Source organism: Dehalobacter sp. 12DCB1, from assembly GCF_004343605.1.
In the GTDB taxonomy this organism is placed as follows: Bacteria; Bacillota; Desulfitobacteriia; order Desulfitobacteriales; family Syntrophobotulaceae; genus Dehalobacter.
Map to the genome: position 1 here is coordinate 82,819 of NZ_POSF01000002.1, position 22,434 is coordinate 105,252.

The 22,434-nt window shown below is 43.6% G+C and carries 24 protein-coding genes and 5 tRNA genes; 27 read left to right on the top strand and 2 right to left on the bottom strand.

The features are described 5' to 3' along the window. Positions 1-308: 308 nt before the first annotated feature. From C1I38_RS01005 to C1I38_RS01015, 3 genes are read left to right on the top strand one after another with little or no spacing between them, the layout of a single operon-like run. The gene (locus tag C1I38_RS01005) at positions 309-1,070 is read left to right on the top strand and encodes a ParA family protein (RefSeq protein ID WP_119775435.1); all 762 of its coding nucleotides are present in this window, start codon (positions 309-311) and stop codon (positions 1,068-1,070) included. After that, positions 1,063-1,920 (top strand): ParB/RepB/Spo0J family partition protein, encoded by an 858-nt coding sequence (locus C1I38_RS01010; RefSeq protein WP_119775437.1) that lies wholly within the window; start codon positions 1,063-1,065, stop codon positions 1,918-1,920. Before C1I38_RS01005 ends, C1I38_RS01010 begins: the two co-directional genes overlap by 8 nt. Before the next feature lie 51 nt (positions 1,921-1,971). After that, positions 1,972-2,481, top strand: a complete 510-nt coding sequence (locus C1I38_RS01015) for a DUF4446 family protein (protein ID WP_119775439.1) — start codon at positions 1,972-1,974, stop codon at positions 2,479-2,481. 2 nt (positions 2,482-2,483) lie between these two features. On the opposite strand, the gene yyaC is transcribed toward C1I38_RS01015, so the two are convergent. Next, complete coding sequence (yyaC, locus tag C1I38_RS01020) at positions 2,484-3,053, bottom strand: spore protease YyaC (protein ID WP_119775440.1); 570 nt, start codon at positions 3,051-3,053, stop codon at positions 2,484-2,486. Positions 3,054-3,416: 363 nt separating this feature from the next. On the opposite strand from yyaC, the gene selB reads away from it, so the two are divergent. Further along, a complete protein-coding gene (gene selB / locus C1I38_RS01025) occupies positions 3,417-5,330 on the top strand; it encodes a selenocysteine-specific translation elongation factor (RefSeq protein WP_119775442.1) in 1,914 nt (637 codons plus the stop codon). On the opposite strand, the gene C1I38_RS01030 is transcribed toward selB, so the two are convergent. After that, positions 5,327-5,542, bottom strand: coding sequence for a sulfurtransferase TusA family protein (locus tag C1I38_RS01030; protein ID WP_119775444.1), 216 nt, complete (start codon positions 5,540-5,542; stop codon positions 5,327-5,329). The two genes, selB and C1I38_RS01030, sit on opposite strands and share 4 nt — an antisense overlap. 564 nt (positions 5,543-6,106) lie before the next feature. Between C1I38_RS01030 and C1I38_RS13955 the strand changes: the two genes are divergently transcribed. The 23 genes from C1I38_RS13955 to C1I38_RS01140 all read left to right on the top strand — a co-directional run bounded on the left by C1I38_RS13955 (position 6,107) and on the right by C1I38_RS01140 (position 22,424). After that, positions 6,107-6,204: transfer RNA gene (locus C1I38_RS13955), tRNA-Sec, on the top strand. Between the two features lie 21 nt (positions 6,205-6,225). Then, on the top strand, positions 6,226-6,891 hold the full coding sequence (locus tag C1I38_RS01035; RefSeq protein WP_119775445.1) for a CvpA family protein: 666 nt from the start codon (positions 6,226-6,228) through the stop codon (positions 6,889-6,891). An 18-nt stretch (positions 6,892-6,909) separates the two neighbouring features. Beyond that, positions 6,910-7,113 carry a DUF951 domain-containing protein gene (locus tag C1I38_RS01040; RefSeq protein WP_119775447.1) on the top strand — a complete coding sequence of 68 codons (204 nt, stop codon included), beginning with the start codon at positions 6,910-6,912 and terminating at the stop codon, positions 7,111-7,113. A gap of 27 nt (positions 7,114-7,140) precedes the next feature. After that, on the top strand, positions 7,141-8,241 hold the full coding sequence (ychF, locus tag C1I38_RS01045) for a redox-regulated ATPase YchF (protein WP_119775449.1): 1,101 nt from the start codon (positions 7,141-7,143) through the stop codon (positions 8,239-8,241). A 153-nt stretch (positions 8,242-8,394) separates the two neighbouring features. Beyond that, complete coding sequence (gene rpsF, locus C1I38_RS01050; protein ID WP_119775451.1) at positions 8,395-8,679, top strand: 30S ribosomal protein S6; 285 nt, start codon at positions 8,395-8,397, stop codon at positions 8,677-8,679. 19 nt (positions 8,680-8,698) lie between these two features. Next, positions 8,699-9,103: a single-stranded DNA-binding protein gene (ssb, locus tag C1I38_RS01055; protein ID WP_119775452.1), complete on the top strand. Its 405-nt coding sequence runs from the start codon at positions 8,699-8,701 to the stop codon at positions 9,101-9,103. A 20-nt stretch (positions 9,104-9,123) separates the two neighbouring features. Then, complete coding sequence (rpsR, locus tag C1I38_RS01060; protein ID WP_119775454.1) at positions 9,124-9,369, top strand: 30S ribosomal protein S18; 246 nt, start codon at positions 9,124-9,126, stop codon at positions 9,367-9,369. Between the two features lie 151 nt (positions 9,370-9,520). Next, the gene (locus C1I38_RS01065; protein WP_015044995.1) at positions 9,521-9,844 is read left to right on the top strand and encodes a MazG-like family protein; all 324 of its coding nucleotides are present in this window, start codon (positions 9,521-9,523) and stop codon (positions 9,842-9,844) included. A 15-nt stretch (positions 9,845-9,859) separates the two neighbouring features. After that, a complete protein-coding gene (locus C1I38_RS01070; protein WP_119775455.1) occupies positions 9,860-10,807 on the top strand; it encodes a DUF2232 domain-containing protein in 948 nt (315 codons plus the stop codon). Continuing rightward, positions 10,804-11,250, top strand: a complete 447-nt coding sequence (rplI, locus tag C1I38_RS01075; RefSeq protein ID WP_119775457.1) for a 50S ribosomal protein L9 — start codon at positions 10,804-10,806, stop codon at positions 11,248-11,250. Before C1I38_RS01070 ends, rplI begins: the two co-directional genes overlap by 4 nt. 33 nt (positions 11,251-11,283) lie before the next feature. After that, entirely contained in the window at positions 11,284-13,200 is a 1,917-nt protein-coding gene (gene lonC / locus C1I38_RS01080; protein ID WP_119775458.1) for a Lon family ATP-dependent protease, read from the top strand. Positions 13,201-13,219: 19 nt separating this feature from the next. Further along, positions 13,220-14,548, top strand: a complete 1,329-nt coding sequence (gene dnaB, locus C1I38_RS01085) for a replicative DNA helicase (protein ID WP_119775460.1) — start codon at positions 13,220-13,222, stop codon at positions 14,546-14,548. Positions 14,549-14,710: 162 nt separating this feature from the next. Beyond that, positions 14,711-15,994, top strand: coding sequence for an adenylosuccinate synthase (locus tag C1I38_RS01090; protein WP_119775462.1), 1,284 nt, complete (start codon positions 14,711-14,713; stop codon positions 15,992-15,994). 131 nt (positions 15,995-16,125) lie between these two features. Further along, positions 16,126-16,201, top strand: a tRNA-Lys gene (locus tag C1I38_RS01095). 234 nt (positions 16,202-16,435) lie between these two features. Next, positions 16,436-16,511 (top strand) — tRNA-Glu (locus C1I38_RS01100). Between the two features lie 45 nt (positions 16,512-16,556). Further along, positions 16,557-16,632: transfer RNA gene (locus C1I38_RS01105), tRNA-Phe, on the top strand. Positions 16,633-16,766: 134 nt separating this feature from the next. Next, entirely contained in the window at positions 16,767-18,047 is a 1,281-nt protein-coding gene (locus C1I38_RS01110) for a M14 family zinc carboxypeptidase (protein WP_119775463.1), read from the top strand. Between the two features lie 242 nt (positions 18,048-18,289). Continuing rightward, positions 18,290-18,364: transfer RNA gene (locus C1I38_RS01115), tRNA-Gly, on the top strand. A 141-nt stretch (positions 18,365-18,505) separates the two neighbouring features. Beyond that, positions 18,506-19,081: a hypothetical protein gene (locus C1I38_RS01120; RefSeq protein WP_243109273.1), complete on the top strand. Its 576-nt coding sequence runs from the start codon at positions 18,506-18,508 to the stop codon at positions 19,079-19,081. A 14-nt stretch (positions 19,082-19,095) separates the two neighbouring features. After that, positions 19,096-19,236 carry a six-cysteine ranthipeptide SCIFF gene (scfA, locus tag C1I38_RS01125; RefSeq protein ID WP_019224921.1) on the top strand — a complete coding sequence of 47 codons (141 nt, stop codon included), beginning with the start codon at positions 19,096-19,098 and terminating at the stop codon, positions 19,234-19,236. Positions 19,237-19,381: 145 nt separating this feature from the next. Continuing rightward, positions 19,382-20,821 (top strand): thioether cross-link-forming SCIFF peptide maturase, encoded by a 1,440-nt coding sequence (gene scfB, locus C1I38_RS01130; protein ID WP_119775465.1) that lies wholly within the window; start codon positions 19,382-19,384, stop codon positions 20,819-20,821. 117 nt (positions 20,822-20,938) lie between these two features. Further along, positions 20,939-21,550: a tetratricopeptide repeat protein gene (locus tag C1I38_RS01135; RefSeq protein WP_119775467.1), complete on the top strand. Its 612-nt coding sequence runs from the start codon at positions 20,939-20,941 to the stop codon at positions 21,548-21,550. Positions 21,551-21,635: 85 nt separating this feature from the next. Further along, positions 21,636-22,424 carry an MBL fold metallo-hydrolase gene (locus C1I38_RS01140; protein ID WP_119775468.1) on the top strand — a complete coding sequence of 263 codons (789 nt, stop codon included), beginning with the start codon at positions 21,636-21,638 and terminating at the stop codon, positions 22,422-22,424. The last annotated feature ends 10 nt before the right edge of the window (positions 22,425-22,434 follow it).

Genomic DNA, 22,434 nt, shown 5'->3' on the forward strand with positions numbered 1-22,434 from the left:
TGATTGGATGGATATTTCAGTCAGCTTTTTAAGTGATCATCCTGCTGAAATGATCAAGAATGATTAAATAAGTGGCTTTTTTTAAACATTTTATAGTATAATTTTGTAGTATAATGATATAAATAATTTTTTACAGGCCAAGTTCCATGTTAACCTTATATCTTATCTATCCTGTCGGTATATTTTATGTAATACGGCGTAGTCTTTTAGCTCAATGCCTTGTCTTATAAAAAATGCTGCTTGTCATTGTATTATTTTAGGTTGACTAGGTACTCGTTGATCAAGTCTGTGAGGAAGGAGATACAAAATTGGCAAGAATTATTGCTATAGCAAATCAAAAAGGTGGAGTCGCCAAAACAACGACTGCTGTGAATCTCTCCTCCAGTCTGGTTGAGAAAGGGAAGAAAGTTCTTCTTGTTGATCTTGATCCACAGGGAAATGCCACCAGTGGTTGTGGTATTATGAAACATCGGTTGTCCCGTTGCATTTATGATGTAATTATCAATGAAGAAAACATTCGAAGTGTGATTGCCGATACCGAGTTGAAAAACTTAAAGGTTGCACCTGCCCGTATTGAGTTGGCCGGTGCAGAGATCGAACTGGTCTCCCAGCTGTACCGCGAAGGAAAGCTTGCAACCTCTTTGCAGGAAATAAAGGACGAATATGATTTTATTATTATTGATTGTCCCCCTTCCCTCGGACTTCTTACGTTGAATGCGCTTTGTGCTGCAACAGATGTTCTAATTCCTATTCAATGTGAGTATTATGCGCTGGAAGGTTTAAGTTTACTGGTCAATACGCTTGATAAGGTCAAACGTTCTATTAATAGAGACCTTGAAATTATAGGCGTACTTTTGACCATGTTTGATGCGAGGACAAATTTATCAATTCAGGTTGTCGATGAGGTCAAGAAATATTTTAGAGATAAAGTCTTCAGGACCATTATTCCCCGGAATGTTCGGTTAAGTGAAGCCCCAAGCCATGGTCAGCCGATCATTCTATACGATAGCAAGTCGCGTGGAGCTGAAGTATATCGAGATTTAGCCGAGGAGGTCTTGGAACGTGTCTAAAAAAGGTTTAGGCCGCGGGCTTGGTGCTTTGATTACAGAAAGAGAAACGGAAAGCAGTGAAATTAAAGAAATAATGCTGGCGGATATTGTACCAAATCCTAGCCAGCCGAGACGGGAGTTTGACCGCGAAAAACTACAAGAGCTTGCGGACTCCATCCAAGAACATGGATTGCTGCAGCCTATCCTTGTAAAGCCTGAAGGAAGCAGATACATCATTATCGCGGGAGAGAGACGTTTCCGGGCTACACAGCTTGCAGGGAACGATAGGATTAACTGTATTGTGAGAGACTGTACTGAGCAGGAAATGACGGAAAAGGCTTTAATTGAAAATATTCAGCGTGCGAACTTATCTCCTGTAGAAGAAGGCCTTGCATATGCACGCTTAATTCAGGATTATGGATTGACTCAGGAACAGGTTGCCAAACGCGTTGGTAAAGGCAGGCCTACTGTAGCCAACTTACTTCGAATTATACAGCTGCCTGCTGAAGTTTTAGAACTGATTAATAAAGAAGCAATTTCTTTAGGACATGCCAAGGTGATACTTTCTTTAGACAATAAAGAGCAGCAGATTTCTCTCGCGAAACGGGCTGTTGAGGGATTATTATCTGTAAGGGAAACGGAAATGATTGTTCAGAATAGTGAAAAGAAAGTGCAGCCTGCCAAAAATGCTATAAAGACACCGAAAAATAAGAGATATAGTTCTTTAAATGATATTGAAGAAAAATTACAACACAGTTTTCAGACGAAGGTAGCTGTATCAGGAAGTGAAGAAAAAGGAAAAATTGAGATTAACTATTATTCTCGGGATGAACTTAACCGGCTTTTAGAACGGTGGGAGATTGAAATTTAATATGTTCCACGTGGAACATATTATCATTTACATTTTATAGGGGGAATCTTTTTGTTTACTGTTTTGGAACCCGAGATGATTGTCGTTTTGATAGTATCTTTTGTAGCATTGATCGTTACCGTGATTGCGATTATTATGACCAATGCTCTCCGAGTACGTATGAGTAAATTTGAAAAAGCCTATATCAGCCTGCAGACATTTTTATCCGGAATACAGCTGGAAGAACTGCTGAGTACCAATTTAAAAGAAGTTGCTGAATTAAGCCGTGTTGCTTTAGAGCATGGACAGAGGCTTAAACTTACCGAAGATAAAGTTCGCAGCGGAATTGACCGCGCGGAACTGGTTCGGTTTAATTCTTTTGAAAATATGGGCGCCGACCTGAGTTTTGCCCTTGCTTTACTGAATCAGGAAAAGACCGGTGTCGTCCTTACAGGAATCCATAGTGTTGAAGAATGCAGAATCTATGCCAAAGGGATCGAAAAAGGGCAGGCCAATGCAAAACTTAGCCCCGAGGAAAAGCTTGCTATTGAAAAAGCCTTGAGGAATGAGCTAAATATTTAAAATTACGATTGATTCAACAAGAAGTAAGTCCGCTGGAACAAATTACATAGTACTTCAGACATTTGCCATACGATACTCAATCTGGTGTTTTGCAGCACCATGTATTGCATAAAACCGTTGATATTGACGATGCCGGTAAGATGGATTTCTCCTACCTCCGGCAGTTCTTTTTTTACGGCCGCTCCAGGCTTCAAAGGGCCTTCTGCCAGACTGATGTAGCCGACGGAGTCAAGTTGACCCAGGCAGGCATCCAGGGCAATAATATAGGGATTGTAATACTTGGCAAACAAGTTTTTCAGGGTGGAGTCAAGGTTTTCTGCATGAACAGGCTTTTCAAGCGTTCCGATAACCGTTAATCCTGAAAGACCTTTTCCATCTAGTTTTGTACCGGTTAAAGGTCCCAGGGAATCGCCGGTAGAACGGTCCGTTCCTATACATAATAGAACCACTGGTCTACCGGCCGCAGCTTTCAGATATTCTTTCAACCTTAACTGAAGCAGATAAAGGCCGGGACGGTCTGTGTAATGGGCACGCAGATATTCTTTTTCCTTAATCCCTGGCAATGGGTTCAATGCGGATACCTCCGGAGGTTAAATGAAATAGAGTCGCTGCAAAATAAGATGCAAATTATTTTGTTAGGGTAAATCTGTGGGCCACAATACTGCTTTTCGGCAGATCCTTTTCATCCATGGCATTGCCGATTATATGGTTGTTTATGTGAGTCTACATACAAAATAATATTTAGAATACTTTGCTAGTATTTCCACAATCAGTAATAATTATGCGTAACAAATCAGAATCAGAATCAGAATATGAAAAAATCTAAACCCATATTATAATAGAGTCGGGAATATCCGCAATAAAATATAAGGTATAAGTACCATGTCAACGCTATAATCAAAATATGGGGTTGACCTGTACTTCAGGTATTAGCTATGGAAAGATATCTAATTATTGGAACAGCAGGCCATGTAGATCATGGAAAAACCCACCTTATTCAAACCTTGACAGGTATAAGCACGGATCGGCTTAAAGAAGAGAAGGAAAGAGGAATTTCGATCGAGCTGGGGTTTGCTTATCTGACGCTTCCAGACGGCCGCAAAGCAGGAATTATTGATGTACCTGGTCATGAAAAATTTGTCCGCCAAATGTTAGCCGGTGCGAGCGGAATGGATATTGTTCTGTTGATTATTGCTGCCGATGAAGGCGTAATGCCTCAAACCCAGGAACATCTGGATATATTGAACATGTTAAATGTAGAGAAAGGAATTGTTGTATTCACAAAAATTGACCTTGTCGATCAGGAATGGCTTTCCATGATTGAACTGGATACCAGAGAAAAACTCCAAGACAGTTTTTTGCGGGATGCTCCGTACTGCAAAGTATCTTCTGTTACTGGCCAGGGAATTTCGGAGTTACTGCAGACAATTATGACTGTACTCCAAACAACTGAAGGGAAACGTTCGGATCTTCCGTCAAGAATGCCGATTGATAGAGTTTTTACGATTCGGGGGTTTGGAACAGTGGTTACAGGGACTTTAAACACAGGGACGATTCAGAAGGGACAGGAAGTATGCCTGGAACCGGGAGGACAAGCCGTGAAAATTAGAAATATTCAGGTTCATGGTGAACAGGTCTCCGAGGCTTATGCCGGACAGCGGGTTGCGATAAATATAGCAGGACTGGCTGTAAGTGATATTCCTAAGGGGGCAAGCCTTGTTGATCCCGGATATTACAACGCAGGACAAATTTTAGACGTAGAGTTGTTTAACCTCGCGTCGGAACAAAGAACGATCAAACAAAGGCAGAGGATACATTTTCATTTAGGAACGGCCGAAACGCTGGGGCGGGTTCATCTTCTGGCCCAAGAAGAATTGGTCCCCGGGGAGAAAGGGTTTGCCCAAATCATTCTGGAGGAACCGGTTGTCGCAGCGAAAGGGGACCGGTTTGTAATTAGGTATTATTCACCTGTCGCGACAATCGGCGGAGGAGTTGTACTGAGCCTGGCTGCCGCCAAACAAAAACGTTTTCGGGAAAAGGTCATAACCGAATTTCAGTCTAAAGCAGAAGGTGGCTTAACTGATCAAATAAAAAAAGAGCTTACTATCCCTTTATCTTCTGATGAAGTCAGGAAAAAGTCTGCTCTTGGGCAGGAAGAAGTTCAGCTGGCTTTGGATCATCTCAAGGATGACCAGACTGTTGTGATCTTATCTGAGGATGGATTATCATTATTCTGGCTTAAAAGTACAGCAGAGGAATGGGCTCTTAAAGTAAATGCGGCAGCAATGAAATATCAAAAGACATATCCGCTGCGCGGAGGAATAGGCAGAGAGGAATTAAAAAAAATTCTTAAAACGGCTGTCTCTCATAAACGCTGGCAGTTGATTTTGGAATGGGGAGCAGATCATCAGTATTTTAGGCTAAGCAGTAGTCTGGTTCAGGCAGCATCTGAAATCGAGCTGCCTGAGGATATCAGGCAGAAGCTTGACGCTTTGCAAAAAATCTGGGAAAAGACCGGGCTAAATCCTCCGGGGCAGGAAACTGCGGTTGTAGAATGCGGCGTACCCGCTGCAAAATTTTCGGAATATGCCGAATATCTTAAAACAAATAACATCTGGAAACAGATAGGAGAATTTTATATTGCAGCAAGTGCAATAGAAAAAGCTAAAATTATATTGGAAAAGCACCTACAAGAAAATGGACAGATTACGGTTTCTGAAGCACGGGACTGCTGGCAAACTAGTCGTAAATTTGCGGTGCCTCTACTGGAATATTTTGATTCAACTCATGTTACGGAAAGAAACGGAGATATCAGGATAAAACCAGGATTTACCCAAAATCCAGGCTAAGCTTTCTTTATTCCCTTCAGAGAATATTGATTTGGCCGCTTAAGATCAACTTCGACCCGATATCCGGCAACTCTCAAAAACCGTTCAACGTTAATTTTGGATGTCTCATTATCGACAATGATCATGATTTCTGAAGGATCATCCACTAAAGCTCTTTTGGTAAAAATCACGGGTTCTGGACAGGTATATCCTCTGGCATCAACAAGTTTCATAAGATTTAGCCTCCTTTTACGTTCTATCCTATTGTACCATAAGCGGAAATTTCAACAATATCATATAATTTTGAATTAAAGATAATATAATATGCTTGATATATGCACAATATTTTTACGAAAATTAATAGTTATATTTTAATAGCTGCATTATGAAATGCATGCAAATATGCATGAAAATAAAGTGTAATTACACATGTAAATAATCATATAAATAATATATAAGATTATCTGTATTTATATTGCTTATTGAATTCAGTACGACGTCCAGGTCTGCAGCAGTATATTACGTTCATATACAAGCTTTTTAATTGTATTGCCTGATGGATTTTAAGGTCAGTAGTACTTTAATAAAACCATAAAGCGCAAATATATTTGCATGTAAATATTAATGAATAAAGACATTAATATTCTTATTAGTATTTGAGTGTAAATATTATAATATATTTGGATGTATAAGAAAAATGTTTTTAAGCGCGTACAAAGAATTGCTAAAGAATAAGACAAAGATTCACATTCGAAGCATAAAGTGTTAAAATGATTCAGCAGACTCTAAAAGGTCTTGGGGATATATAGCGGCTGGTGTCGTTCCCGGACTTCAAATCCGTGTGTCGGGGCGCAGAACGTTCCGAGGTGTGTTCGATTCGCACATATCCCCGCCATTCCTGTAAAGGAGAGGTAGCGTGAATACATTTGATTATGTAATGCTGGCGCTGCTGGTTTTGGGAGGCATAACCGGTTTTCGGAAAGGCCTTATTACCGGTTTATCAAGATTTATCGGGAAGATTGCTGCGATAGGCATTGCGGTTTTTTTTCACAAACCATTTCTGAATCTATTGGAACCTGTTTTAGGGCTTGAAGCAAAACTGGAGCCCAAAATCGGAGATTTTTTGACCAAAATTGCTGAAAGCAAAGTATCCGGGACAGATGCCTACGGTGCCGCTGACAGCATCAGGCAATCCATGATTGGTCAGGCTACACCTGTTTTGACAGATTATGTCCTGAAGATTGGGGCTGTCCTGCTTTTGTTTATTTTGGCAGCATGTATTATTAATCTTATTATAGCTTTGGTCATTACCCCTATAGCAAAAAACTTAAGTTTTATCAATAGAGGGGGAGGACTGCTTTTTGGTTTGCTGAGTACCTTTCTCGTGATTTCTCTGGTCCTGGGGTTGTTTTCACCGTTGTTAAGCACCGGTGACTCTGGATTGCTTAAGACGGGTAGCTCCTTGCTTTATCCTTGGTTTATGCAGGGATATGGTATGATTTTATCAGGGATTTATGTTTTTGCAGGGGATATTCTGAATAATCCTTTGGATTCTATACCTTTGCTGAATGGGCTGGTTTGAAAGAGAGGTTGAACAACTATGGATCTTAATGTAGGAGATATTGTCAGGCTCAAAAAGTCTCATCCCTGCGGCAATACAGAATTTAAGATCATGAGAACAGGTATGGATTTTAGGATCGAATGTCTGAAATGTGGGCATCAGACTTGGATAACCAGGGCAAAGCTTGAAAGGAATATTAAAGAGATCTTGACGGCAAAAAACAGTCAGGGGATCTTGGACTGATTTAACAAGAATTTGAGGGGGAAAAACATGTCTCTGCATGTAGGAATAGTTGGGCTGCCCAATGTCGGCAAGTCAACACTATTTAATGCGATAACGAAAGCCGGAGCAGAATCGGCCAATTACCCATTCTGTACGATTGATCCGAATGTCGGAATTGTACAGGTACCGGATTTTCGGTTAAAAGCACTGGCTGAAATTGTGAATCCGCAGCAAATAGTTCCGGCAGTTGTCGAATTTGTCGATATTGCCGGTCTGGTAAGGGGTGCAAGTAAAGGTGAAGGACTGGGCAACCAATTTCTTTCCCATATCCGGGAAGTGGATGCCATTGTTCATGTTGTACGCTGTTTTGAAGATGATAACGTTGTTCACGTCGAAGGCAAAATTGACCCGGGACGGGATATTGAAACGATCCGGATGGAATTGATCCTGGCAGATATGGAAACCGTATACCGCCGTCAGGCCAAGCTGGTCGGAATGATCAGATCCGGAGATAAGAAGGCCAAATTCGAAGCTGAGGTATTGGAAAAGCTCATGAAAAAATTTGACCAGGGGATACCGGCTAATTTGGCTGGTTTCTCTGAAGAAGAAAAAGAATTGCTGAACTGTGTCAGTCTGTTGACCCTGAGACCGGTGATTTATGCCGCGAATGTTTCTGAAACAGAAGCTTCCAACGGGGAAAATAACGCCAATGTCCAAAAGGTACAGGAAATAGCCAGACTCGAGAATGCTGAAGTCATTCCTGTTTGCGCCAAGATTGAAGCAGAAATAGCAGAACTTGAAGAAGAAGAGAAAGAAATCTTTATGGAGGAACTCGGGCTCGCGGAATCTGGGCTTGATCGGCTGATAAGGAGCGCGTTCAAGCTGCTTGGACTGATAACTTTCTTTACGGCAGGTCCTAAAGAAGTAAAGGCTTGGACGATTCGTCGGGAAACCAAAGCGCCTCAGGCGGCGGGTACGATTCATTCCGACTTTGAGCGGGGCTTTATTCGGGCCGAGGTTGTCAAATATGAACATTTTATGGAGAATCGCGGTCTGAATGGGGCCAGGGACAAGGGCCTGATTCGTTTAGAGGGCAAAGATTATATCGTTCAGGACGGCGATATTATGCATTTCAGATTTAATGTCTAAATAACGTCTAAATAAAAGTCCTCAAGATTAGCAGATTAGCAAGATTACGCTATTTGCAAATAGCATAAGGAAATGTTATAATGTCATCTTGTAGCATAATAACCCTGCTCCACACTCGAGGTGGGGCCATTTAGTCCGAGGGGAGGTGCATTTATGCAAGCGTACGAAGTGATGTACATTATAAGACCGGATCTCGATGATGAGGCTTCAAAAGCGAATATTCAAAAATTTGAAGAGATCGTCAATGCCAATGGTGGTACAGACCTCAAGGTTGAGGTTTGGGGTAAAAGACGCCTGGCTTACGAGGTTAAGAAGTTCAATGAAGGTGTTTATGTCCTGATGAACTTCAACGGTGAAGCACGTACGGTTGATGAACTGGAAAGGCTGATGAAAATTTCTGATGCTGTGATCCGGTTTATGACAACCAAGAAGGAATAACAATGCGGAGGGGTTAAGATTGTTGAATCGTGTAGTACTTATCGGGCGATTAACGAAAGACCCTGAGTTGCGCTATACACCAAACGGTGTAGCTGTTGCATCTTTTACGCTAGCCGTCGACAGGAATTACAAGAATAGTCAGGGCGAGAAAGAAACGGATTTTATTCCATGCGTTGTTTTCCGCCAGTTAGCTGAACTCTGCGCGAATTATTTGGCGAAAGGAAGACTGGCTGCAGTAGATGGCAGGATTCAGGTTCGCTCTTATGATGGTCAGGATGGGCAAAAAAGATGGGTGACAGAGGTCTTGGGAGAAAACGTCAGATTTTTAAGTCCCAAAGACAATAATGCCGGATCATCTTCAGCTCAAAATGATTTTGGTTCTTTTGCACATGAAGTTAGTCTAGATGATGATATACCATTTTAGTTTGAAGGGAGGAGCGTTCAGTGGCAAACGCTGCCGTAAAAAAGGAACGGGGACGCCGTCCGCGTAAAAGAGTATGCAGCTTTTGTGTTGATAAAGTTGAGAGCATCGACTACAAGGATACACAAAAATTACGTAAATATATTACTGAGAGAGGCAAAATTCTGCCCCGTAGAATCTCAGGCAATTGCGCCAAACACCAGAGGCAAGTCACGATTGCCGTTAAACGGGCTCGCAGCATCGCGTTGCTGCCCTACATTATCGACTAGTAAAGAAAGGGAGCAAGGCTCCCTTTCTTTGTTTCATTTTCTTAATTTAGGCAACAGGGCAAGTTTTCTTTGTTCTGGGGAAAAGTAGAAGAAGGAGTTTCAGCTTGATTTCGCGAAATCTTACATTACTTTTTTGCAGGAGGTAATTGCCGTGGAGTCTGTTGCTGCGATCAATATTGATATCGTAAAATCCTCGAAAGCCATAGAGGAATTAAAAGTAGAGCTTCTCAAAGCTCAGTGGCTGGTCCAGCAGGGGACTTTAAGTGCTTCCCAGGAACAGCTTCTCGATAGTATGGCCGGACTGGTTGGTTTAAGTTATTTGCTTACCCGCAGGCTTGGCTTTGATTATTCCCGTTTGGATAGGGTTTTGTTTAATAAAATGTCCCGGTGGCAGCGGGAAGATTTCCTTAGTCTCGAAACTGAATGGGGTGACCTGAGTCTTTTGCTTGGTTATCTTGTTCCCGAGGAAGACTGAACAGGAGAAAATTAAATGGTTATAAGTGATAAGGATGCACTTCGGTATGGTTCCAGGTTGATCATGTTATTTCTTCCCTTACTTGCGTCTTTATTTGACTACTGGAGCTGGATGGTCGAGGTATTATTGATTTTTTTCGTGTTATTTCAGACCAGAAGTTCCGGCTGCCGAAACACGGCATTTTTTTTAGGAATTGGTTATATTTTATCTTTTATTCCAGTTGGAACCAGTGGAATCTCCTTGATCGGATTTACTCCCTGGGCAGGAATTTTGCTGGTTATCTTAAAAGAAAAAGGGTTCTCTACCAGTCAGAGTATATTCTGGAGTTTACTGCTGGCTGCACTTATCGGGGCGTTACCGGTAATTCCTGCAGTCAGTCAGGCTCTTCAGCCGGAGAATCTGGAAAAGAATATTGTTACAGTTCTCCAGTTCTATGAGCAGCAAGGCCTGTTTAGTGCTTTTCAGGAGCAGGGGATTTCAACTGAGCAATTCGAAAGCACTCTCCGGACCATGGTTCCGGTCTACTATCAATTAATGCCTGCTTTTTCCGGGATATTTGCGATGCTTGAGGTTGGACTGGTTTACCTGTTTTTCAGGATATTTTCTTTCGGAAACAAACCTAAACCTTTTTCTTTATGGAGAATGCCCTGGTATGCGGTGTGGTTAGCGATTATTGGAATTTCTGCCTATTTGGGTGGAGACTACTTTGCCAATAGTATTCTGAGAATAACCGGTATGAATGTGATGGCCGTTACAGCTTTGATAACCAGTATTATTGGGCTGTCCTGCCTGGCTTATTTGATCAAAGGCTTGAAGTTTTCTCATCTGCTGATCTGGATTATTGTAATTATGGTGGCTTTCGTTTCATCATTCTTTTTCATATGTTTAATATTTACGGGGCTTTTTGATTTAGTATTTAATTTTCGAAAGATCCCCGAAAAAATGGAGGAACAGAAACCGTGAAGGTAATATTAAAAGAAGATGTCAAGGCGCTCGGCAAAAAGGGTAAAGTATGCGAAGTCACGGATGGCTATGCCCGTAATTTTCTGATCCCGCGCGGACTCGCGGTTGAGGCAACTCAGGGAAATGTTCAGGATCTGGCGCATAAACAAAAACAGGAAGAACTGCGCAAACAGAGAGAAAAACAAGAGGCGCTGGATCTTTCCCAAAAAATCGAGAACATGGATATCATTGTCAAAGTGAAAGTCGGTGAAAAAGGCCGTTTATTCGGTTCGGTAACGAATAAAGAGATTGCCGAGGTATTGGAAAAGGAATATCAACTCAAACTAGATAAAAGAAAAATTGAAGTCAAGGAACCAATCAAAGGATTGGGAGAATATCAGACTACAGTAAAGCTCCATTCTGAAGTAACAGCGAGGCTGAAGATAAAGATAGAAGCCCAGTAAGACCGAAGAGTAAAGCACAAGGATGTGACCAGCGTGAAAGGCTTATTTAAGAAATTTTTACAGCAAGAGGGGCAGGAAAGTCACGAAAAATATACTGCGGAGATTGCGGACGGACAGTTAAAATTGGAGATAGACGCGCTGTATGTCGTGCTTTCCAATCTATACGGGACAGATAAATTGATTTTAAAAGCGAGCAAGCTTGAGGCCCTTACCCTGATGCGTTCTGACAAGATCGAGGAACGTGTCTTGGGCTTGCAAAAGCTTGTCAACGATGATCCAACGGACAAACCGGCGCCAAACCTGCAAGATATCCCGGCAATTTTGACGGAGGTTGAAGAGCAGATCGCAGAGACGGTCGCGAAGCGTTCTGTAGAAGACCGTTTAAATCAGGCGGTTGCCGAGAAAATGCAGGAGCGGCATGAAGAATATATCAAAGAGATCAAGACCCAAGTTCTGAAAGAGACCGGAGGTCCTGAGAATGCGCAAACACTTCGAAAGCTTGCGCAGCTGGAAAAGATGAAAGCAACAAAGCCGGTATCTTCTGCAATTGAAATCCTGAGACCGCAGACCCCGGAAGAAATTATCGGACAGGAAAGTGCCTTGCAGGCCCTGCTTGCAAAGCTTGCGACGCCTTTCCCCCAGCACATCCTGATTTATGGTCCACCGGGAGTCGGCAAAACATCAGCAGCCAGGGTTGCGCTGGAAACCGTCAAAAACTTTCCGGATTCGCCTTTCAGTAAGGATGCACCGTTTATTGAAGTCGACGGTACGACGCTGCGCTGGGATCTGCGGGATGTCACCAATCCTTTGCTTGGTTCAGTTCATGATCCGATTTATCAGGGTGCGAAAAGAGATCTGGCTGAGACTGGTATCCCCGAGCCCAAACTGGGCTTGGTAAACGATGCTCATACCGGTGTTTTGTTTATCGATGAAATTGGAGAGATGGATCCAACGTTGCTGAATAAGCTGCTGAAGGTCCTGGAAGATAAGCGGGTTCATTTTGAGTCCTCCTATTATGATCCTCATGATCCCCAAATTCCTTTATATATTAAAAAAATTTTTGATGAAGGTGTTCCCGCGGATTTTGTACTGATTGGGGCCACTACGAGAGAACCACAGGATCTGAATCCGGCCTTGCGTTCCCGCTGTGCCGAAGTCTATTTTGAGCCTTTGGAACCGGCTCATATTACCCATATCATCAGACAGGCAGCTTTGAAACTGAATGTCAAGTTGGAAGAAAATGTACCGGAAATTATCAGTGAATATATGATTGAGGGACGAAAAGCGAACAGCATCCTTTTGGATGCGTATGGTCTGGCAAGGTTTAGGAATCCCGGCAAAAAGGAAGTTCTAATTTCAAAAGACGATGTCAGAGAAGTGCTCAGGTCAGCTAGACTGACTCCTTTCGTTCAAAAACGTGTAACCTCTAGCAAGGAAACCGGCAGAATACTTGGACTGGGGGTATCGGGATTCCTTGGCTCGGTTTTGGAGATTGAGGTGAAAGTATTCAACGGAGAGACCGGCAAAGGAAGCATCCGCTTTAATGAGACGGCAGGTTCAATGGCCAGGGACGCAGTGTTTAATGCCGCAGCTGTAATCCGGAGCCTAACAGGAGAAGATTTGAAGAACTATGACCTCCATGTCAATGTGGTTGGTGGTGGCAGAATAGACGGCCCCTCAGCCGGACTTGCCACGACCATGGCGATTTACAGCGCCTTGAAGGAACAGCCCCTGAGAGGAGATGTAGCCGTCACCGGTGAAATCTCAATCCAGGGAAAAGTCAAACCGATTGGCGGCATTTACGAAAAAATATTTGGGGCCAAACAGGCCGGAGTAAAAACAGTGATCATTCCGACGGAAAATCGCGCAGAAGTTCCTCCTGGATTAAAAGGAATTGAAGTCCTTGCTGTTGAAAATATAGAGGAAGCTATAAAAATTGCACAAGCCTAACAAACGAGGAGAAATGAGCATGGAACTTTTGAAAGTTCCTCCCCATAATCTTGAGGCTGAACAGGCTGTTCTGGGCGCACTAATGCTCGATCCCCAGAAGGGCAGTACTGTATTCGAGATTTTACGCCCGGAGGATTTCTACCGCGATAACCATAAAAATATTTATCTGATCATCAGGGATATCTTCGAAAAAGGGGATCCTGTTGATCTGGTTACAGTGGCTGAGAACTTAAGGCAGTCAGGCAGGCTGGAGAGCATCGGGGGAATTGGAACGATCTCTCAGATTGCCGGATCTGTGCCTTCAGCGGCCAACGTGGAACATTATGCCCGGATTGTGGCGGAGAAAGCCCTGCTCCGTCAGCTGATCCGCATTGCCGGCTACATTGAAGAAAAAGGGTACGAAGCGGGGGAAGAAGCCCTTAGTTTATTGGAGGAAGCCGAAAGACTGATTGTTGAAATCTCTCAAAGACAGTCTAAGGAAGGTTTTGTTACAATCCGCAGCATTCTCCTGAAAACATTTGACAAGATCGAATACCTCTATTCCAATAAAGGGAACCTGACAGGAGTCCCGACCCATTTTCGGGAGTTGGACCGAATCACTTCCGGCTGGCAGGCTTCCGACCTAGTCATTATTGCCGCCAGACCATCGATGGGCAAAACGGCACTTGTCTTAAATATGGCACAGAATGCTGCGGTGAAATCTAAGGTTCCTGTAGCGTTATTCAGCCTGGAAATGTCCAAAGAGCAGCTTGTCCAGCGTATTCTTTGTTCTGAAGCGATGGTAGATCAGCAGCGGGTTAGGACCGGTGAACTATTGGATTCAGACTGGCCAAAGCTTACCCAGGCTGTAGGTCCGCTGTCTGAAGCACCAATCTTTATTGATGATACCGTTGGGATATCCCTGGCAGAGCTTCGGTCTAAAGCCAGAAGATTAAAAATGGAACAAGGACTTGGGCTGATCATTATTGATTATCTACAGTTAATGACCGTCGGCAAGAAGGTAGAAAGTCGCCAGCAGGAAGTCGCCCAGATTTCCAGAGGCTTAAAAGGCGTTGCACGTGAACTATCCGTGCCGGTTATTGCCCTGTCTCAGCTTAACCGTGGCGTTGAGCAGCGTCAGGACAAGCGGCCACTGATGTCCGACCTTCTGGAATCCGGATCAATCGAGGCTGATGCCGATCTTATTTCCTTTATTTACAGGGATGAATACTATCACTCTGATTCGGAGAAAAAAGGTATTGCTGAGATTATTATTGCCAAGCACCGCAATGGTCCTGTAGGTACAGTTGAGCTTGGGTATCTGAAGGAATTTACGAAATTTGTTAACCTCGATAAGAATTATGGTTAATGCACGATCGTTAATTAAAATTATTGCTTATATTTGATTGTATTAAATATTCGAACATTTAGCGTAGGAATACAGCAAATGTTCGGATTTTATTGACAACAGGGGTGATCGTTGTTAAGATGAAGTTTGGGTTGAAGTCATGATGGAAATGGGGGATTTGCATTGGCAGCAGTCATTCTGATCGGAACCCAGTGGGGTGATGAAGGAAAAGGTAAAATAACGGACTTTTTGGCCGAAAAAGCCGATATGGTAGTCAGATATCAAGGAGGAAATAACGCCGGACATACAGTTGTAATTAATAAGGAGACTTATAAACTCCATCTGATCCCTTCAGGGATCTTTTATCCGGAAAAGGTCTGCGTAATTGGCAATGGCCTGGTTATTGACCCGAAGGTGTTGATTGAAGAACTTGATTATCTCAAAGACAAGGGCGTAAGTACAGACAACCTTAGAATTAGCGGTAATGCCCATGTGATCATGCCCTACCATCGTATTCTTGATGTCCTAGAGGAAGAGTATAAGGGAGACCAAAAAATTGGAACAACCAAACGCGGTATCGGCCCGGCTTACAAGGATAAAGCTTCCCGTACCGGAATCAGGGTATTGGATTTCCTAGATAAAGACGAGCTGACAGCGAAGCTGCAATATAGCCTTAAAGAAAAAAATCTGCTGATTACAAAGGTGTATGGACAGGAAGCACTTAGCTATGAAGCTGTGCTTCAGGAATGCCTGGAATATGCGGAGAGGATCCGGCCTTATGTCCGTGATTCTTCCCTTGAAATCAACCATTTCTTAAGTGACGGGAAAAAGGTCTTGTTTGAAGGCGCTCAGGGAACACTTTTGGATTTGGACCATGGAACGTATCCTTATGTAACTTCTTCCAACCCTATAGCCGGCGGAGCCTGCATTGGTGCAGGAGTAGGACCAACCCGGATCAACAAGGTTGTCGGGGTTGTTAAAGCCTATACGACCAGGGTCGGCGAAGGACCTTTCCCAACGGAATTGACCTGCCAAACAGGGGAACTTATCCGGGAAAAAGGCGGAGAGTATGGGACAACAACCGGACGGCCGCGGCGCTGTGGCTGGCTGGACGCTGTCATTACCCGTTATGCGGTGCGGATCAGCGGCATTTCTGATTTTGCGTTTACCAAACTGGATGTCCTGACAGGAATGGACACGTTAAAGATATGTACAGCTTATCGCTACAAAGGTGAAGTTCTTCATGATTTCCCGCAAAGTTTGAAAGTCCTCTCCGAATGTGAAGCGATCTATGAAGAAATGCCGGGCTGGCAGGAAGATCTGACGGAGATCAGCGAATATAGCCAGCTGCCGGAGCAGGCCAAGAATTATATCCACCGCTTGGAAGAGCTGACCGGGGTTCCAGTTACCATGCTCGCTGTCGGGCCTGGCCGCAATCAAACGATTACGCGGGGTAATATCTTTTAAGGATTTTGATAATGAATCTGAATGTACTTTAATTTTTCCACATTAACGCCTGGTATCTTGGATGTCAAGGGTTATTAAAGTTTTACTTGACAGTCCGGGGACTGAAATGATAAAATCATGAATTGTGGCCTGGGCCATTAGCTCAGTCGGTAGAGCACCTGACTTTTAATCAGGGTGTCCCGCGTTCGAGTCGCGGATGGCTCACCAAAACTCGATAAAACGCTTGTGTCTTAACGGATGCAAGCTTTTTTATTACCCATCAAAATACCATACAGTATAATGTAATACCGGCAATTGAAGGATACACTATCTTTAAAATAAAAAATTTTAAAAAATTTAAAAAAGTTCTTTACTATTTGTCGTGTTATCTGTATAATACAGAAACATGAGCAAAAAAATTGGGTGAAACCATTATAGATGGTTCACAAATGTATCGCCTATGGCCCGTTGGTCAAGCGGCCTAAGACACCGCCCTTTCACGGCGGTAACACGGGTTCGAATCCCGTACGGGTCACCATATTTTTAAATTAAGCTGAGTTTCGATAGATTGGTAATCGATCACGCCTCGGTAGCTCAGTCGGTAGAGCAGAGGACTGAAAATCCTCGTGTCGGCGGTTCGATTCCGTCCTGAGGCACCATACGCTCCTGTAAAGCGAGTTATTAACGGTTTTTGCTGTTAAGGACTCGTTTTTGTTTTTGCCGCAACTTTACACACATCCTTTCGGATGGATCCCCATAGATTATAACAACGAACATAGATGGGGGGATTTAGGTGCGCGTACTTAAGATTGGAGTCAGAGGAAACGATGTGATGGAAGTTCAGGCTTTGCTCAAAAAGCTGGGCTACGATCCGGGGACGGTAGACGGGGTATTCGGAAACAATACAGAGCAAGTGGTCGAACAGTTTCAGGCAGCCAGTGGTCTCCAAGCAGATGGAATCATTGGTCCAATCACGTATCAAAAGCTTCTGCCGTTATTGAACGGCTACATCATGGTTACAGTTGCTGCGGGAGATACATTGTACCAGATTGCCAACCGTTATAAAATCAATACTAAGCGGCTTTTAGCAGCAAATCCCGGGATCAGTTCTGACAATATAAGAGCAGGACAACAGTTGACCGTGCCCTATGCTTTTGATATTGTCGATACAAACCTCAATTACACCTACGAAATCTTGCAGCGGGATATTGCCGGGTTACAGAAACGCTATCCTTTCTTGGAAACTGGGGTTGCCGGAAAAAGTATTATGGGACGGAATCTTTACTATCTGAGGCTGGGTAATGGACCGAATCAGGTATTTTATAATGCGTCACATCATTCACTGGAATGGATTACGACAGTTGTGCTGATGAAGTTCTGTGAAAACTATCTAAAAAACTATGTGGATGGAACTTCGGTCAGGGGATACAACATAAGAGAGATATGGGGTCAAAGTTCAATTTATTTAATCCCTATGGTGAATCCAGATGGTATTGATCTGGTCTTAAACGGACTTCGGATAAATCATCCATTCTACACATCTCTTCTAAAATGGAATGAAGGCCGAATAAATTTTGGCCAGGTCTGGCAGGCCAATATTCGTGGCGTAGATCTAAACCACAATTATGATGCATCCTGGCAGTTGTCGAAACAAGCGGAAGCCAGTCACGGAATAACCGGGCCTGGCCCGACCAGATTTTCAGGGACAGGACCGGAATCCGAACCTGAATCCAAAGCAGTTGCAGATTTTACGAGAAATCATAATTTTAGACTTGTCCTGGCCTACCACAGCCAAGGCAGGGTGATCTACTGGAATTACAGAGGTCTGGCTTCGGCTAGGGACCGGCAAATTGCACTCAGTTTGGCAGAAAAAAGTGGCTATGTGCTGGAAGAAGCGACCGGAATAACATTGTATGCAGGCTATAAGGATTGGTTTATTGAAAAGTACCGGAGACCGGGCTATACGGTTGAGGTTGGATTTGGCCGAAATCCCCTGCCGATTTCCCAATTCGCGCAAATCTATCGGGAAAATGAGGGAATGTTGTTACTGGCGGCACTTGCTACTGTGGGCTAAGAAAAAGGATGACAAAGTGCTGAAACTGGTAGTGTAGGAGTACCTAAAAGTGTATTAACCTTAAAATAAAGCCTGCACCAAATTGGGGTAGAGTCAACTGAGCTAGTAATATCGTCGAAATTGTAAAAATTAAACTTATAATCTTGCCTAGTATTAAATTTTGAAGTATAATAATGCTTACCCGACAAAGGTACGCCATGCTCCTAGAACATGCTAGGAAGTCTAAAGCCTTGAAATATCATGCGGAAGTGGCTCAGCGGTAGAGCATTGGCTTCCCAAGCCGAGGGTCGCGGGTTCGAATCCCGTCTTCCGCTCCAATTTAAGAATATAAGGCCAGTTTTAAGCTGGTTTTTTTATCGGAAAAGCTAATTAATGGTATTTTAGCGGGACGCATGTATAATAAAGATTACACGAGGCTTTAGTGAGGCGTTAAGCCGAAAGGAGCTGAAAGAAAAAGAATGTTATCTGACTCTAACAGCCGAATGTTTCGCAAGAAGGGCAAGCTCAAGAAAATTGTAGCAATTTTGTCGATTGTGATCATGACAGCAGTATTAGGCGGATGCAACTCATTGGAAGACGCGGTGGTGAAAGCTAAACCGCTTATTCCCAAGGGATATAACCTGGTGCATATTGAACAAGTCAGTGACAATTCCGGAATCGTGTTTTACACATTTGAAGAAGAATTAAGCACAGGGATATTTACGAAAAACAGTTTTGGCTGGAAATGGACAGGAAGTGCGATTGGCAAGCTTGTTACTTATCCCGATGGCCTACAGTGGCGATATGCGGATCTTGGAGAAGGCGGCACCCAATATTCAGTCTATTATGGCAAGGTGACGAATAAGGATATTGTACGTGTAAGTGTTACGACGACCGATGGGGAAAAGGTTCAGGGGAAGGTTGTTAACACCGATCAGCTGAGACTATGGTATGCATTTGTCAGTGAACCGCAGGTCCCATCGGTAAGCGCAGATATCACCGGATACTCCGCTGAAGGAAAGGTCATCTACTTGTTCAGTCAGCCTAAACAATAATAAGGAGGATACACATGGCTAAACATATTCAGACAGTCATTAAGGGGAACTTAGCTTCAACAGCTAAAACCGGAGGATGCGGAAAATGCCAGACATCTTGCCAATCGGCTTGTAAGACTTCTTGTACAGTTGGCAATCAGGTTTGTGAAAAATAACAGGAACATTATAGAAGACAGACGGTTATTTATAACGGGGTTCTGTAAAAAAGCTTGGCGTCAGCCAAGTTTTCTTTTTTCATAAAGGTATTTCAATGGTATAATTGTTCTGAAAACTATTACGATGGGTAGAGGATACAGAAACATGAAATTAAGGAACTACAATATAGCAAAAAATGTACACGTGTATACGCAAGGGAAACTTCAGATTGCCTACGATGTCAATTCAGGGTCGCTTCATGTGATCGATGACAAGACATATGCTTTTATTCAGGAATTGATAACATATCAGCAGAAAAACAGTTTGGAAGATTCAGAAGAGATGTTGGACAGTTGCGGGTATAATCTTTCTTCTGAAGAAAAACAGGAAATCCTGGCAGAATTGAAAGTGCTTCAGGATCAAAAGCTGTTGTTTTCTTGCGAGCCCGAAGAAACAGTACTGTCGTTTTCTGACCGGCCGGTGATCAAGGCGATGTGCCTGCACGTTGCGCATGACTGCAACCTGCGCTGTAAATATTGTTTCGCGGGAACAGGACCTTTCGGCGGCAACCGCGAATTAATGAACGTTGAGACAGGCAAGAAAGCGTTGAAATTTTTATTGGATCACAGCGGAGACCGGGGGCATTGCGAGGTTGATTTCTTTGGCGGCGAGCCGCTGATGAATTTGCCGGTTATCAGGGAATTGATTGTTTACGGCAGGGAAATAGCCGCTCAGGCCGGTAAAAAAATCAAGTTTACGCTGACAACGAATGCAGTTTTGATGAATGAAGAAACCACCAGATTCTTGGAAGACGAAGGAATCAGTGTTGTACTGAGTCTGGATGGACGCAAGGAAGTAAACGACAGAATGCGGCCTTTCCTGAACGGAGCCGGAAGTTATGACCGGATTATGCCGCAGATTCTTAAATTTACGGAAATGCGGTCGGAGACATCGCGTTATGCTGTTGGCAATTATTTTTATGTCCGGGGAACCTATACACATTTCAATAAAGACTTTTACAAGGATGTCCTGCATATGGCGGACAGCGGCATCCGAAGGATCTCTGTGGAGCCGGTGGTAGCTTCTCCGCAGGAAGTGTATGCTTTCAGAGAGGAAGATTTGGCAGAAATCAAAGAAAGCTACGATATTTTAGGAGAAAAAGTACTGGAATATCGCGAGGCAGGGAAAGAATTTGTCTTTTTTCACTTCAATGCAGGTCTCGATGAAGGGCCTTGCCTGATTAAGAGGCTATCGGGCTGTGGGGCCGGACATGAGTATGTAGCCGTTTCGCCGGAGGGGGATATTTACCCCTGTCACCAGTTTGTCGGACAGGAAAAATATAAAATGGGATCTGTGAATAATCTGAACTGTGAACTAAAGGAAGAAATTGTTCAGTCCTTCCGCCAGGCGCAGGTCTATGCGAAGGAAGAATGCCGCGTCTGCTGGGCACGCTTCTCATGCAGCGGCGGATGCCATGCAGCCAATGAAGCTTTCAGCGGGGAACTGACAAAAGTGTATCCGATGGGATGCGAGCTGCAGAAGAAAAGGCTTGAAGTCGCATACTATCTTAAAATCATGGAAGCCAGGCAAAGGGTTCTTGTTTAACAAGAGAACCCTGGCACAAAGGAAGAGCTTCTTTGACGCTATTGTTTCTAAGGAGAGATTAACTAGCCTTCCTATTATTGATAATAGGAAGGTTGCAGGTTAGGAGAAAGAGAAAAAATGAAAAAAAAAGTTCAAAAAATCACCGTAGGTATGATTATAGGGATCATCTGCATTTCCCTTATTGGATCAACATTTTATGCAATTTCCCTTCCGGGGTCTGATAATACGGAAGATACCCAGGGCCAGGAAGCGTTGGAGCAGGAATACAATCAGCGGAAGCAGGCCGTCGTGGAACTCAGCGCAGCACTCGAAAAGAACCCGGAAGACGTCGGAGCGCAGCTGGCTCTGGCCGACGCTTATTATCGTAAAGCGAGTACAACAATTGAGCTTAACGATGAAGAATACCAGGAAGATCTGCAGAATGCAATAACGCATTACCAAAAGGTCCTGGCACAGAAAGACGACAATGATGTAAGGTTAAAACTTGCAATATCCGCATTCCTTTCACGTGATTCTGATCTTGCGGATGAAACATACAAGGAATTAATCGAAAAGGAACCGCAAAATGTGGATGTGCTGTATTGGTATGGGATGTTCCAGTTTTACAGCAAAGAAGATTACAAGAAGGCCGAGCAGTACTGGCAGACGGCGTTGAAATACAATACGGATGAAAAGATGAAGACCAAGCTCGAGGAAATGATAGCAAGAGCTCAGGACATTGAGCCTTAGACAAACGAGCCAGAGACAAGTAACGACAGACATGTTAATGACAGAATGAGTAAGCGCCTGAATCACAGATCGGGAAGGTGAACAGATGTATTTTGCAACACTGGCCAGCGGCAGTTCCGGTAATGCCATATGTGTAGGGGAAGAAAACAGGAGTCTGCTTGTGGATTGCGGCATTGCGGCCAAGAGAGTGCTTACGAACCTCGAGATGATTGATATCACCGCTCTTCAGCTGGAAGGTATCATCATTACCCATGAACATTCCGACCATGTCAAGGGAGCCGGCGTGCTGGCCCGCAAGCTGAAGATTCCCGTCTATGCGACAGCCGGAATTTGGCAGGAAATTGAAACGGTGGTTGGGGATATTGATTCTGAACAGAAAAGAATTATTGATCGGGACATCTTTCTTGCGGGTATGGAGGTAAAACTCTTCCCGACTTCCCACGACAGCAGGGAAAGCTACGGTCTTAAAATAACAGGTAAAACGCATACGCTTGGCATAGCGACTGACAGCGGCATTGTTACGGAAGAGATGCATCGGAATCTTCGGGGCTGTAATGCCTACGTCGTCGAGGCAAACCACGATTTGGAAACACTATGGCACGGAAGATATCCGTACTATTTGAAGAAAAGAGTCAGCGGAAATGCTGGACATCTGAGCAATGTCCAGCTTGCTGAGGCCTTGACGGAATGGCTTGGTGAAAATACGCAAAAAGTCGTGCTTGCTCACTTAAGTGAAGAAAATAATACGCCGCAAATGGCGCTCAGTACAGTCGTGGAGATGCTTCGGGATTCGCAGGTTAAGAAAAAATGCGCGAATCTAAAAATCAGGGTCGCACCAAGACATTGTCCGCACGAACTTATTACACTGGGATAGTATGTCAAGA

Coding starts and splice junctions, on each gene's coding strand:
- rpsF (WP_119775451.1), top strand. CDS start 8,395: ATGCAAGCGTACGAAGTGATGTACATTATAAGACCGGATCTCGATGAT.
- C1I38_RS01120 (WP_243109273.1), top strand. CDS start 18,506: ATGTTATCTGACTCTAACAGCCGAATGTTTCGCAAGAAGGGCAAGCTC.
- ychF (WP_119775449.1), top strand. CDS start 7,141: ATGTCTCTGCATGTAGGAATAGTTGGGCTGCCCAATGTCGGCAAGTCA.
- C1I38_RS01040 (WP_119775447.1), top strand. CDS start 6,910: ATGGATCTTAATGTAGGAGATATTGTCAGGCTCAAAAAGTCTCATCCC.
- dnaB (WP_119775460.1), top strand. CDS start 13,220: ATGGAACTTTTGAAAGTTCCTCCCCATAATCTTGAGGCTGAACAGGCT.
- C1I38_RS01140 (WP_119775468.1), top strand. CDS start 21,636: ATGTATTTTGCAACACTGGCCAGCGGCAGTTCCGGTAATGCCATATGT.
- C1I38_RS01030 (WP_119775444.1), bottom strand. CDS start 5,542: ATGAAACTTGTTGATGCCAGAGGATATACCTGTCCAGAACCCGTGATT.
- C1I38_RS01135 (WP_119775467.1), top strand. CDS start 20,939: ATGAAAAAAAAAGTTCAAAAAATCACCGTAGGTATGATTATAGGGATC.
- C1I38_RS01070 (WP_119775455.1), top strand. CDS start 9,860: ATGGTTATAAGTGATAAGGATGCACTTCGGTATGGTTCCAGGTTGATC.
- selB (WP_119775442.1), top strand. CDS start 3,417: ATGGAAAGATATCTAATTATTGGAACAGCAGGCCATGTAGATCATGGA.
- scfA (WP_019224921.1), top strand. CDS start 19,096: ATGGCTAAACATATTCAGACAGTCATTAAGGGGAACTTAGCTTCAACA.
- scfB (WP_119775465.1), top strand. CDS start 19,382: ATGAAATTAAGGAACTACAATATAGCAAAAAATGTACACGTGTATACG.